At 69.6% G+C, this 13,741-nt stretch carries 8 protein-coding genes; 5 read left to right on the top strand and 3 right to left on the bottom strand.

The window, feature by feature from the left end:
* Positions 1-6 precede the first annotated feature (6 nt).
* The 3 genes from ABGB17_RS36030 to ABGB17_RS36020 form a co-directional block, all read right to left on the bottom strand.
* Complete coding sequence (locus ABGB17_RS36030) at positions 7-825, bottom strand: type II CAAX endopeptidase family protein (protein WP_347638324.1); 819 nt, start codon at positions 823-825, stop codon at positions 7-9.
* A gap of 42 nt (positions 826-867) precedes the next feature.
* A complete protein-coding gene (locus tag ABGB17_RS36025; RefSeq protein WP_347638322.1) occupies positions 868-5,490 on the bottom strand; it encodes an amino acid adenylation domain-containing protein in 4,623 nt (1,540 codons plus the stop codon).
* A gap of 114 nt (positions 5,491-5,604) precedes the next feature.
* Positions 5,605-6,846 carry an LLM class flavin-dependent oxidoreductase gene (locus ABGB17_RS36020; RefSeq protein WP_347638320.1) on the bottom strand — a complete coding sequence of 414 codons (1,242 nt, stop codon included), beginning with the start codon at positions 6,844-6,846 and terminating at the stop codon, positions 5,605-5,607.
* A gap of 584 nt (positions 6,847-7,430) precedes the next feature.
* On the opposite strand from ABGB17_RS36020, the gene ABGB17_RS36015 reads away from it, so the two are divergent.
* The 5 genes from ABGB17_RS36015 to ABGB17_RS35995 form a co-directional block, all read left to right on the top strand.
* Positions 7,431-7,697, top strand: coding sequence for an acyl carrier protein (locus ABGB17_RS36015; RefSeq protein WP_347638318.1), 267 nt, complete (start codon positions 7,431-7,433; stop codon positions 7,695-7,697).
* A gap of 408 nt (positions 7,698-8,105) precedes the next feature.
* Positions 8,106-8,870 (top strand): alpha/beta fold hydrolase, encoded by a 765-nt coding sequence (locus tag ABGB17_RS36010; protein ID WP_347638316.1) that lies wholly within the window; start codon positions 8,106-8,108, stop codon positions 8,868-8,870.
* A 205-nt stretch (positions 8,871-9,075) separates the two neighbouring features.
* Positions 9,076-9,801: an AfsR/SARP family transcriptional regulator gene (locus ABGB17_RS36005; protein WP_347638314.1), complete on the top strand. Its 726-nt coding sequence runs from the start codon at positions 9,076-9,078 to the stop codon at positions 9,799-9,801.
* 428 nt (positions 9,802-10,229) lie between these two features.
* Positions 10,230-11,957: a fatty acyl-AMP ligase gene (locus ABGB17_RS36000; protein WP_347638312.1), complete on the top strand. Its 1,728-nt coding sequence runs from the start codon at positions 10,230-10,232 to the stop codon at positions 11,955-11,957.
* A 172-nt stretch (positions 11,958-12,129) separates the two neighbouring features.
* On the top strand, positions 12,130-13,741 hold a 1,612-nt coding region (locus ABGB17_RS35995), incomplete at its 3' end, for a condensation domain-containing protein (RefSeq protein WP_347638310.1).

The raw sequence follows: 13,741 nt of genomic DNA, 5'->3' as shown, positions 1-13,741 counted from the left end.
CCGGGCTCAGAGGTAGGAATAGGCGAGAAGGGCGATCGTCGCGTTCGACACCACATGGGCGGCGAAGGGGAAACCGATGCCGCCGGTCCGCATCCGTATCACGCCGAGCACGAAGCCCCATGCCAGCGCCATGAGCACGCCGACGACCCCGGAGGGGAAGCCGTTGGCGTGGGAGACGCCGAAGGAGACCGACTCGATGACGAGCGCGGCGCGAGGTCCCCAGGTGTTGAGCAGTTCCGTGAGGAGGACCCCGCGGAACAGCATCTCCTCCCAGGCCGAGTTGACGACGGAGAAGCCGGCGACGGCGAGGAACGCCTGCCACGGGGTGGTGTCGCGCAACTGGCCGAGGTAGTCGGAGACGTCGGGCTTGTAGACGAGCGCCCACACGGCCAGGCCGGCGACGCTGGCGACGACGGTGGCGAGGAACAGGGCGATCATGGGCGGGCTGAGCCGTCCCCATCTCAGCCACGGCGCGACGGGACGCAGCCGGCCGAGACGGTGCAGCACCACGCCGGCGGCCACCGGCGCGACCACGAACAGTGTCGTGACCAGTGCCGGCGGCCAGCCCGCGAAGAGGTACAGCGAGAACAGCAGCACGATCAGGTCGGACATCAGGACGGCGCGCAGCACGGCGGGAGACGGCCGGCGGCAGGCGAGCACCGTGATCACCAGCAAGGCGACCATGCCGGCCACGGTCAGCCACCGGCTCTCCGGCACGAGGGCCACGCCGACGGCGACGGCGGTGCCCAGAGTCAGCCCCCGGTCCATGCGGGAGGCCGTTCCCCTCCTTTCGCCCGGCGTGGGCCGGACGACGGAGTCACTCATAACGCTCCTGCCGTGAGAGGTCGCCGCGAGATCCCGGACATGTTACATGTACTCGGCTTCGAACTCCTCGATCTCCGCCTGGTTCACGGCCACCAGCTCGACGTCCGACGGAGTCAGCCCGCCGGCGCCTGTCCGCGTGACATGCTCCCCGAGCGCTTCGAGTACCTCGCGCCAGCGGCCGGCGATCTCCCCGGCCCGTTTTTCCTCGAGCACTTCCTCGGGCCAGGTCATGCTGAGGGACAGACGGGGCCCGCCGGGGTGGACGTTCACGATCGCCACGACGTCCAGCACGTGGCTCACGGGCATGTCCGGCGGCTGGGCCACCAGGTCGAAGGAGCTCGGCTCCGCCCGCCAGTGGTCGCTCCTCCCCTCGGCCATCGTGAAGCGGCCGAGGTAGTTGAAGCGGACCTCGGGCGCGGGCAGCGCGGCCAGCAGGGGGCGGGTCACCGGGTTCAGGTACCGCATGAGCCCGTAGCCGACGCCCCTGCCGGGGAGCGCGCGCAACTGCTCCTTGACGCGTTTGAGCGCCTCGACAGCGCGGGCGCCGAGCGGGAGCTCCCCTGTGCCGTCGCCCAGCTCGCAGCGCACCGGGAACACGCTGGTGAACCAGCCGACGGTGCGGACCAGGTCCGCCCGGGGCACGATGTCCTCCCGGCCGTGCCCCTCGAGGTCGATCGGGACCCCACCGTGGCCGGTGACCTCCGACAGCGCCATCGCCAGCCCGGTGACCAGCACGTCCTGCACGTCGGCGCCGAAGGCCCGCGGGGCGTGGGTGATCAGCGTCTCGGTCTCGGGGACGCCGAGGGTCACGGTGAGCGATCTGGTGCGCCCGGCCACGTCACGCCGCCGGTCGAGGGGGCGGCGCCCCAGGGAGGACGCGGGCGGCGTGAGCATGGCGGTCCAGACGCCCAGCGTGGCGGCCCACGCGGGATCGTGGGCAGAAAGGATCAGCCCCTCGGCCCATCGCCTGAACGAGGTGACCGGCCGGTCCAGGCCGGGACGCCCGCCTGAGGCGGCGGCCTGCCAGGCCGCGGCGAGATCGGCCAGCAGGATGTGCCACGACACCGCGTCCACCACCGTGTGGTGGACGACCAGCAGGAGGCGGCCCCCGTCGCCGGGGCCCTCCTCCAGCCAGACGACCTCCATCATCCGCCCGGCGGCGGGGTCGAGCCGGTCGCGCGCCGCGACGAACTCCCGTCGCAGGACCGCCGCCCGTTCCTCGTCGTCACGGCCCGCGTCGCCGACCCGGCGCACGCAGTCGCGGGCGTCGGCCTCGCCCACCTCGCGCACGGACAACCCCCAGACCGTGCCGTCCCCGCCGGTGACGAGGCGCGACCGCAGGGCGTCGTGCGTGTCGAGGACGGCCTGCACCGCGGCGACGAGCTCCGCCTCGACGAGAGGGGGCACCCGCACCACGAGGCTCTGGTGGTATCCCTGGATGGGGCCGCCGAGCTCGCGCAGCCAGTGCATGACCGGTGTCGCGGGGATCAGGCCGGTCGTCTCCTCCGGCGGGACGCCGGAGGGCTCGGCCGGCGCGGCGGACTGCGCCACCGCGGCGAGCAGGGCGGGAGTCCTGTGCCGGAAGACGTCACGAGGCCCGAGGGACAACCCGGACTTCCTCGCGCGGGCCGCCACCTGGATCGCCAGGATGCTGTCCCCGCCGAGCATGAAGAAGTCGTCGTCGGGGCCGGTCTCCGAGACGCCGAGCACTTCGCTGAAGATCCGGCACAGGTCCTTCTCCTCGGCGGTGTCCGGCATCCGGCTGCCGGACGTGGGCGCGAGGTGGGGCGGCGGCAGCGCCTTCCTGTCGACCTTCCCGTTCTGGTTCAGCGGCAGGCTGTCGAGGGGGACGAGGGCGGTGGGCACGGCGTAATCGGGGAGGATGTCGGCCGCGTGGCTCCGCACGGCGTGCAGGTCGCCGGTCCCGACGACGTAGCCGACGAGGAGCTTCTGCCCCGCGGGGCCGTCGGCGGCGACGACCACGGTGTCGGTGACGCCGGGCGCGCCGCGCAGCGCGGCCTCGATCTCGCCGAGCTCGATGCGCTGCCCGCGGATCTTCACCTGGAAGTCGCGGCGCCCGAGGAAGTCGAGCTGCCCGTCCGGGAAGTAGCGGACACGGTCCCCCGTGCGGTACATCCTGCCGCCCGTGCCGTCGCCGAACGGATCGGGGACGTACCGCGCGCAGGTGCGCACCGGGTCGTTCAGGTACCCGCGTCCGACTCCCACGCCCGCGATGTACAGCTCGCCTGGCATGCCGATCGGCACCGGCCGCAGCGCGTCGTCCAGGACGTACAGCCGCGTGTTGCGCAACGGCCGCCCGACCGGGACGCGGGGCACGTCGTAGGGGGAGTCCTTCGTGAGCACGGCGTGGCTGACGTCGTCGGAGCACTCCGTGGCCCCGTAGGCGTTGATGATGTCGACGTGGGGATAAATGTCGAACCAGCGGACGCACATCTCCGGCGGCAGGACCTCGCCGTTGACGATGAACCAGCGGAAGTCCGGCATCGCGGGCGGGGCGGTGGCGGGCCCGCCGCTGTTCCACGCCGCGAGCGCGGCGCGCATGAAGGACGGCACGACCTCCAGGATCGTGATGCCCTCCGCCGCCATGACGCCGAACAGCGCGAAGGGGTCCGCGGCCGTGTCGTCGCCGACGATCCGGGTGTGGCCGCCGACGAGGAGCGGCGCGACCATCTGCCACACCGAGACGTCGAAGGTCAGCGGCGCGTTGTGCGTCACCGAGTCCGCGGCGGTCATGCCGAGGTCGTTCACCTTGGCCACGAGGTGGTTGACCATCCCGTCCTGGTGGACCATCGCGCCCTTCGGCCGTCCCGTCGAGCCGGAGGTGAAGTAGATGTAGGCGAGATGAGACCCGGCGGGCTCCAGGGGACACAGGTCCTCGGGGGGGTCGATGCCGTCGCCGAGGACCACGATGTCGATCGACCGGCCGGCGGCCGCGGCGATCTCGCGAGCCAGCTCGGTGTACTCCGCTTCCACCAGGAGCAGACGAAGGCCGCTGTCGCCCACGAGCGACGCGTTCCGCGCGAGTGCGGCCTTGACGTCCAGGTGGACGTACGTCGCGCCCGCGCCCCAGATGCCGAGCATCGCGGCGACGACGTGGACGCCTCGTCCCGTCAGCACGCCGACGAGCACCTCCCGGCCGGCGCCCGACTCCCGCAGGGTGCGGGTGAGCGCGCTCGACCAGCCGACGAGGGTGGCGTAGTCGACGCTCCGGCGGTCGTCCACCGCCGCCACCCGGCGGGGTGACGCCGCGGCGACCTTCCGCACCCGCCGGACGACGTCCTCGTACGACTCGGGCTCCTGCGTGGCGTTCCACTCGACCAGCACACGCCGGCGTTCGGCCGGGACGAGGATGTCCACGTCCGCGATCGGGCGGCCCGGGTCCGCCGCCAGCCGTTCCAGGAAGTACGGGACACGTTCGGCGTGCAGGGCGAGGTCGTCGGCGGTGTAGCACCGCGAGTTGGCCGCGAAGTCGAGGAAGATGTCCTGCCCCGCGCCGGCGTGCGCCGTGAACGAGATGTCCTCGACCGGGCCGTACGCCAGGTAGCGCAACGTCCCCGGCGTCCCGGCGAAGTCGAGACGCTGGTCGACCGGCAGGACGTTGACCTCCGGCCCGTACAGCCGGCGCCCGGAATCGACGTAACCGAGGTCGCGCCGCAGGTACTCCTGGTTGTAGCGCTGGTGCCGCACCAGCCGGTGGGTCTCCTGCCTGACGAGCCGGGCGAGGTCCACGATGGTCGTGCCGGGGGCGACGTCGAGGCGCAGGGGAAGGACGTTCGACATCATGCAGGGCGTGCGCAGCGCCATCGGGGTGCGCCGCGCCGTGACGGTCATGCCGAGCACGACGTCGCGGGCCCCGGTGGCGCGGTGCACGTAGCCGGCGATCGCGGCGATGAACGCGCCCGACCAGCCCTGTTCCGTGAGGCCCGCGGCGGCGGCGAGCGGAGCCAGGGTGGCGGCCGGCACGGTACGGGTGAGGCGTGTCTGGCCGCGGCCGGGCAGGGCGACGACGTCGGCGAACCCGACGACTTCTGGCCGGTCGGCGAGACGCCCGTCCCAGTAGGCCTTGTCGCGCGCGAACTCGTCGGAGGCGCGGTACGCGGCCTCCTCGTCGAGCAGGGCGCCGATCGTCGCCCAGGACGCCTTCGGGCGTTCGGATCCGGTCAGCAGCGCCGTGTAGAGGGCGGCCACGCGGCTCGCGACGAGGCCGGCGCCGAAGCCGTCGATGATGACGTGGTGAGCGCGCATGTACCAGATCCAGTGGTCCGGCCCGAGGGCGAGCAGGACCGACACGAACAGGTCCTGCCCGGTCAGGTCCACCGGCTTCGCGACGTCGGCGTTCATCCACTCGATCGCGGCCCGCCTGGGGTCCGGCGCGCCGGTCAGGTCGACGAGCGGGAGGCCGGCGTCCTCGCACGGCGCGACCACCTGGTGGAACCCGTTCTCGTCGCTGCGCACCCGCAGCCGGATCGCCTCGGACTCCTCCTGCGTCTGCCGTACGGCCTCACGCAGCACCGCGAGGTCCAGGGGGCCGGTGATCTCCACGTACTGGCCCGCGTTGTAGGAGGGGTCGTCGGGGTCGAGGTTCTGCGCCGTCCACACACCGGACTGCGCCATCGAGAGCGGAAGCCGCGAAGGGAGATCCATGCATTACCCCAGCAATCAATAAATGACCTTGGCGGTGGAGGAGGCAGGTGCCCTGAACACCTGCGTGATCGAGGCCGGCCTCCGGCCTCGATCGGTCGCGGGACCGATTCCGGGTCAGGCACCCGGCACGGGGCGGGGCGTCAAGGTCGGCATGGCGGTGCGGGGGACGCGGTACGCGGAGTCCGCCTGCTCGGCGGGCGCCCGCCGGGCCATCGCGGCGTCGATCGCCGGGGCCAGCCGCTTCATCTTGGCCGACTCGGCGCGCTCGTGCCGCTCGGCGAACTCCGGCATCACCTCGCGGGCGAACAGTTCCAGCGACGAGCAGATGTGCTCGTGCTTGATGCGGCCGGACTGCGCGATCAGCAGGATCTGGTCCACCCCGGCGTCCTCGTACTGCCGGAGCGTCCTCCTGATCTGCTCGGGGGTGCCGACGCCGCCGTAGGCGCCCTCCAGCACCTCGGGGAACTCCCGGTTCACCACCTCCCTAGGCTGGTCGAGACCGAGTTCGCGCGAGAGCACGGTCCTGCCTGGCACGTGCGAGCCGAGGCCCCAGTAGTACGCGAGCGACCTGGCGAAGAACCGGTGGTCGGCCAGGCTGCGGTCGCGTGCGGTGGCCTCGTCGCTGTCGCACATCAGGTACAGCGTCATCGCGACCTGCGGGTTGACCGCGAAGCCGGCCGGCACGCAGTCCTCCGACTCGATCGTCGAGTAGTAGTCGCCGACCCACTTCGTGGCCTCGTTCGGCGAGACGAAGGAGAAGGTGAGGGCACCGAGGCCGTGACGGGCCGCGTGGATGAGGCTCTCGCGTTTGCTGCACGCCGTCCACAGGGGCGGGTGTGGCTTCTGCAGCGGCTTCGGCACCACGTTGCGCGGCGGCATGCGCACGTACGTCCCGTCGTAGCCCGCGAACGGCTCCTCGACGAACATGCGGGTGACCGCGTCGATCGCCTCGCGCCACTGCGCTCTCTTGGTGGACATGTCCACCCCGAACGCGTCGAGCTCCACGGCGGTGCTCGACTCCCCCGTGCCGAACTCGGCCCGGCCGTCGCACAGCAGGTCGAGCATGCCGACCCGCTCGGCCGCCCTGGCGGTCGGATTGACCCCCGGCGGCAGCACCATGATCCCGTGGCCGAGCCGGATGCGGCGCGTGCGCTGGCTCGCCGCACCGAGCAGCACCTCGGGGGCCGAGCAGTGGCTGTACTCCTCGAGGAAGTGATGCTCGACGGCCCACGCGTAGTCGAAGCCGAGCCGATCGGCCAGCTCGATCTGCTCCAGCGTCTCGTGCACGATCTGCCGCTCCGAGTCGGGCCGCCACGGCCGGGGAAGTTGAAGCTCGTAGAACAGTCCGAAGCGCATGATCATCCCTTTCGAGCGGGTGAAGCGGCCTTCCTGGGTGCCCCACGCCTCCGGCGGCCCGGCGAGTCATCCCCGCTTCAATCATTTCAATTTCAAACAATCGAGGTCACGAAGAGGCATCCGGGGGCTACGCTAGACGAATCTCTCCACGGCGCACATTGGCCCGGTCTTCAGATTTGCCGCCGCACCCGACATTGCTTAAGTGGCATTTAAGGCGCCTTTTAGTAAGGACTGCTACAGTCGCTCCTGACATTTTGTCGGGGGAAATTCATGTTCCGCATTCTTGAATGGGGTGAATATGACCGGAACTCCGAGATGCCCGTCGGCCGCCGTCTTCACCGATACGGCCGCGCGCACTCGGAATCCTGTCATCTCATTCGCCCCGGATATCGGCGCCTTGAATCCAGCGGCGGTCCCGGGCGAGGCACGCACGGTGTCGTCTTCCTCCGGCAGGCGAGCGCGTGCGGCGCGGGCATCGGCGGGACATGGAGTTCGGTGACGCGCCGGCCGGCAGCGAAATCCGAGTCGGGCTCACCTATTCGACCCTTGCTTCGCGAGCGACCGCCTGAAGGGGAATACAGAAAATGGCCGACAGCCTTCAGATCAAGTCCACCGGCGAGCTCCAGTCCTGGCTGCGGCAGCGGATCGCCTTCTACCTCGACCAGCCAGAGGACACCATCGATCCCGACACCGAGCTCGCGCACTACGGGATGAACTCCGTCTACGCCGTCAGCCTGCTGGCCGACCTCGAGAACAAGCTCGACATCGAGATCGACTACATGGCCGCGACCTGGGGCTATCCGACGATCAACCAGCTCGCGCAGTACGTGGAGAGCCTGCTGAACAAATGAGCCCGCCGCGGCCCGCCCGCCGGGTCCCTGGATGACCACGCGGCCGGCGGCACGGCAGGAGACCCGGCGGCGGCCCGCCGGGCGAGGCCGCCAGGCCGTCCTGCGGGCGTCCTCCAGGGGAATCGCGCGGTGGCGCCGGACGCTCGGCAGAGACGTGAGCGGCCGAAATACCGTCCCCGGCTCACCCCGCCCGGACGCGTCCGGGGGGTCACGGAGCCGGGGATCACCTGTCTTATTCAGCCCTGCCTCATTTGACGTGCCGCGGGTGCGCACGCGGTACCCAAACGCGTGCCCGCGAGGAGAACTTAAGGCTTCGATCCAGAGGCCTTGACCTCCCTCCCCGAAGTTATGTTAGATATCTTATCGGTAATAATGACCGGCCTATTGAGTAGCCGACGGGGACCCTAGATGCACGGATGGTCATCAAAACCTAACGGGGAGTCAGTGCGGCCACAATGGCTCCGGTCACAGCCTCGTGGCGGGAAACCGCCGGCCATGATAATCGTGTGTTTTCCACCGGCGGGCGGCGGAAGCGGCTCCTTCGCGAAGCTCCGTGAAGTCACGTCAGAGCACGCGGAATGCGTCACCGTCGAACTGCCCGGGCGTATGTCCAGGCTCGCCGACGAGCCGATCCGCGACCTGGAAATCCTGGCCGACCGCGTCGCGGAATCAGTCGTCGACGCAATCGAGCCGAGAGACGTTCCGTACGTTTTTCTCGGTCTTTGCATGGGTGCCGTGCTGGCGTACGAAGTCGCCGCCCGCGTCGAGGCGGCGGGAGCGGCCGGCCCGCGCCGTCTCGTCGCCGCCGGGAGCAACGCCCCTCAGGAAGATCCGCCGGTCGTGGACGACCCGGTGGAGTTCCTCCGCCAGATGGGAAGCCCTGATGAATTGTTCGACGCGCCCGAGCTGCTCGAGATGACCATCGGCATCCTGCGCTCGGATCTGGACCTGGTCCGTTCGTACCGGTGCCCCGGCCGGAAACTGAACGCGCCCATCAGCGTCCTGTACGGCAGGGACGACACGCTCGTGGACCGGGACAGGATCGCCCAGTGGGAACAACTCGCCGCCACGGTGACCATCGAGGAGCTCCCCGGCGGGCATTTCTTTCTCGACCAGAACTACGAACGCCTGCTCGACAGGCTTCACGGTGATCCATCGCCACAGCATCGGTAACGCGCCGCCGTCGCTCTGGATGACAGGTCGTGATCTCCGCCGGTCGCGGCCGGCGAGTACCACAAGCCATGACTTCCCGGATCACCGTCTTGTCCATCCTAAGTCTTCAATTCAGCGACCAACCGGAGAGTAAATGCCCAAGCTGGGAGTTCTCGGCCCACTTCATTTGATCACGGGAAATGGCAAATCATGCAGCCCGGGCGCCTTGAAGTTACGCATCCTCCTCGCCAACCTGCTCTGTTGCCACAACCGTGCGATCCCTACGGAACAACTCATCCGCGAGCTGTGGTACGAGTCTCCGCCCAAAACGGCGAAGACCGCCTTGCAGGTATATATATCCAATATTCGGAAGATTTTTGAGAAGATGGGCCTGTCCCCCGGTGTGGCGAACGTCGTCACCCAGCCCCCGGGTTACATGCTGGAGGTGGACGAGAACGAACTGGACCTCGCGCTTTTCGAGAGGTGCTGGCTCCGGGCACGGGCCGCGCAGGAAGCCGGGGACATCGAGTTCGCCTCACACCTTTTGTCAGAAGCACTGTCGCTCTGGCGCGGACCGGCCTTGTCGGACGTGTGCACCACCCCTGACCTGCAGGCCGAGGCCCGCCGTCTCAACGAGATGCGGCAGGCGGCGCACGAGAGAAGAATCCTCCTGGACCTGCGGCTCGGCCGGAACACCGAAGTGATCAGCGAACTTTACGCGCTGACGTCGCGACATCCGTACCACGAGAACTTCTGCGCCTACCTGATGATCGCACTGCACAAACAAGGCCGGCCTGCGGACGCGCTGGAGGTGTACAGCGAGCTCACCGGGGCCCTGCGCAACGAGCTCGGCCTCGACCCCGGGACACAACTGCAACGACTGCACCAATTGGTTCTCCTTCGGGAGCCGATCTCCATCGGCCTCGACTACCGATCCCTCGAAAGCCGATAACCCGGCCAGTTCGCCCGCGACGTCCAGCCGCCGCCCCGATCGAATCACCCCCAGGGTGTCACCTCCGCGGGCGGGACGAGATCTGCGCCACCTTCCGGTGAAACACTCGCGTGCATGCACGGCCCGGTCACGAGGCCACCGTCGCCCGCGCCCCGCAGGCTCTCCCGCCCGTCGGCGTGCCACGGGCCGCCGACTTTCCCTGGGACCTTCTCGCCTGCCGCGCCCTCCGCGGGCCGCACTAATGCGATTTTACTCCCGAACACCCCCGGTAAAAGAGCGGGTGCCGCTGAAACACGTGACGGCGTTGCCGCCGGCCCCGGCAGGACTTAAGCCACCTTTTAGGTATTTTTAAAAGCCGACTGATAGCTTCGTGCCACGTATTCGGTATCACACACTCCTCAAGGGTGAATATGGCACGGGATCCGGAAATGACGCTGGTGACCGTCTTGGACGACAAGGCGGAGCGCCATCCGGAGCGAGAGGCCCTCGCATTCATGCCGGATATCAAGAACGGACGGATAGAGGACGGCCTCACCTTCGGGCAACTCGCCGCACAGGCGCGCCTGCTGGCGGCCAGACTGGTCGGCGAGGGGTTCAGGCCGGGCGACCGGGCGCTGCTGCTCTTCCCCGCCGGCCTGGACTTCGCCATAGCCTTCTTCGCCTGCGCCTACGCCCGCCTCGTGGCGGTGCCCGCTCCGCTGCCCGAGCGTTCGCGCGCCGGCATCCAGCGGATGGAAGGAATGACGGCCGACGCCGAGCCGTCCGTCGTCATCACCGTGGACGAGTCGCTGGACGTCGTCCGCGACTGGGCCGACAGGCACGGGCACCGGCTGCCCTGCGTCACCGTGTCCCGCACGGCACCCCCTCCGGCGCGGGCCGTGACCTTCGAGCCGCCGGAGCCCGGCGACATCGCGCTCCTCCAGTACACCTCCGGGTCCACCAGCGAACCGAAGGGCGTGATGATCAGCCATGGCGGCCTGGTGAGCAACCTCGACCTCATCCACACCTACCTCGGGCGCAAGAGGGAGGCGAGGGTCTGCGGATGGTTGCCCCTGACCCACGACATGGGGCTGATCGGGCAGCTTCTCTACCCCCTCTACACGGGCGGGTGGCTGCTTCTGCTGCCTTCCCTGGAGTTCGTGAAGTACCCCTACAAGTGGCTCGAACTCATCGACCGGTACCAGGTGCGGCAGACGGTGGCCCCCGACTTCGCGTATGAGCTGTGCGTACGCAAGACGAGCGAGGAACAGGCGGCGAGGCTGGACCTCAGCCGCTGGGAGGCCGCCTTCAACGGCGCCGAGCCCATCCGCCTCAGGACCCTGGAGCAGTTCGCGAAACGGTTCGCCCCCGCCGGGTTCCGCGTCGACGCGTTCCTGCCCTGTTACGGGCTGGCGGAGGCCACCTTGATCGTGACCGGCAAGCCCTGCGACCACCCGATGGAGAAACGGGTGGTGGACGCCGAGCAACTCGCGCGCGGCCGGTTCGTCCCCGTGGCCGAGGGGGAGGACGGCAAGGCCCTGGTCAGCAGCGGAGTGATCCTCCGCGGCGACGTGCTGATCGTCGACCCCGAGACCCGGGTGCCTCTGGAGGACGGCCGGGTCGGGGAGATCTGGGTCACCGGGAGCAGCGTGAGCGGCGGCTACTGGCGGCAGGAGAAGGTGAACGAGGAGACGTTCGGGGTCCGGACGGCGGACGGCCGGGCGGGGTACCTGCGTACGGGCGACCTCGGGGTCCGCGACGGGGCGCAGCTCTACGTCACGGGGCGCATGAAGGACGTCATCATCTCGAACGGCCGCAACCTGCACCCCCAGGACCTGGAGCACGCCATGCAGGAGATGGCGGAAGACCTGACCTTCGGCTCGTCCGCGGTCTTCGCGCTCGAGGACGACAACGTCGTCGCCGTCCAGGAAGTGCGTCCACGGCCCCAGGACGACCTCGCCCGGGCGGCGTCGCGCATCAAGCACGGGCTGGCCGAGCAGTTCGGGGTGGGGCACACCAGCGTCGTGTTCGTACGGCCGGGGGCGGTGCGCAAGACGACCAGCGGCAAGACACGGAGATCAGCGATGCGCCGGCTCTTCCTGGAATCGGGGCTGAGCCCCCTCCACATGAGCCTCGCCCGGGAAGTGAGCGAGCGGCTGACGGAGATGCGGGAATGACGGACGGACCGGCGGCACCGCGTCCTTGAGCCACGCAATGACCACCATCCCGGCGGAGTGTCCGGAGCGGCTCCCCGCCGAGGGCACCGGCCACGGCTGAGGGCCCTCGCGTGTGTCCCCGGCCACCCGCCGATCGCCTCGCTCCGCTGCGACGTCAATGGGAGAACGAGATATGTATCCAGCCTCGTACGCGCAGCGCCGGTTGTGGTTCCTGGCGCAGTTGGAAGGCCCCAGCGCGACCTACAACCTGCCGACGGCGCTGCGGTTCCGCGGGGTGATGGACGTGGACGCGCTGCGGGCCGCGCTGGGGGACGTGCTGGCTCGGCACGAGAGCCTGCGCACCGTGTTCCGTCCGCGGGACGACGAGCCGATGCAGGTCGTGCTGCCGGTCGAGCAGATCACCGTGCCGCTCACCGTGCGCCCGGTCGTGCCGGAGGAACTGGAGGAGCAGCTCGCGGTGGTGGCGGGCCGGCCGTTCGACCTTGAGCACGATCTGCCGATCCGGGCGGAGTTGCTGCGGCTGGGGCCCGAGGACCAGGTGCTGGTCCTGGTGGCGCACCACATCGCCGCGGACGGGTGGTCCTTCGCGCCGCTGGCCCGGGACCTGACCAGCGCCTACCAGGCCCGCTGTGCCGGCCGGCCGCCGGATTGGGCCCCGCTGCCGGTCCAGTACGTCGACTACACCTTGTGGCAACAGCAACTCCTGGGCGCCCCGGACGATCCCGGCAGTCTGCTCAACCGGCAACTGGGCTACTGGCGCGACACCCTGGCCGGCATCCCGGACCACCTGGCCCTGCCCACGGACCGTCCCCGGCCTCCGGTCGCCAGCCATCGCGGTGCCACCCTGCCGTTCACGTTGCCCGCGGGCCTGCACGCCGACCTGCTCACGCTGGCCCGCCGGCACGACGCCACGTTGTTCATGGTGATCCACGCCGGTCTGGCCGCGCTGCTCACCCGCATGGGCGCCGGGACCGACATCCCCATCGGCGCTCCGGTCGCCGGCCGTACCGATCCCGGTCTCGACGACCTGGTCGGCTTCTTCGTCAACACGCTGGTGCTGAGGACGAGGACCCAGGACAACCCCACCTTCGCGCAGCTCCTCGCGCAGACCCGCACCACCAACGTCGACGCCTACGCCCACCAGGACCTCCCCTTCGACCACCTCGTCGAGGCCCTCAACCCCGACCGCTCCCTGGCCCGCCATCCTCTCTTCCAGGTCGCGCTCGCCTTCCAGAACTTCCACCAACCCGACATCCACCTCCCCGGCACCCACATCACCGCCGAACCCGTCCCCACCGACGTCGCGCCCTTCGACCTGGCGCTCTACCTCACCGAGCGGCACGGCCCCACCGGCGTCCCCGCCGGCATCGAGGGCCAGGCCGAGTACGCCACCGACCTGTTCGACCCCGGCACCGTCGACCAGCTCCTCCACCGCCTCGAAAGACTCCTCGCCCACGCCGCCCAGGACCCCGGCACCCCCGTCGGCGACCTCGACATCTGGCTCCCGGGCGAACACCACCGCGTCCTCAGTCAGTGGAACGACACCACCACGCCCCTGGACCCCACGACCCTGACCCGGCGTTTCGAACAGCAAGCCGCCAAGACCCCCGACGCCATCGCCGTCACCGACGGCACCACCACCCTCACCTACCGCCAACTCAACGAACAAGCCAACCAACTCGCCCACCACCTGCTCACCCACGACGCCGGCCCCGAGAAATACATCGCCCTCGCCATCCCCCGCTCCACCCACCTCCTCACCGCCCTGCTCGCCACCCTCAAAA

Origin of the sequence: Sphaerisporangium sp. B11E5, from assembly GCF_039871875.1 — a bacterium.
Lineage (GTDB): Bacteria > Actinomycetota > Actinomycetes > Streptosporangiales > Streptosporangiaceae > Sphaerisporangium.
This window is presented reverse-complemented; position numbering and strand designations above follow the sequence as displayed.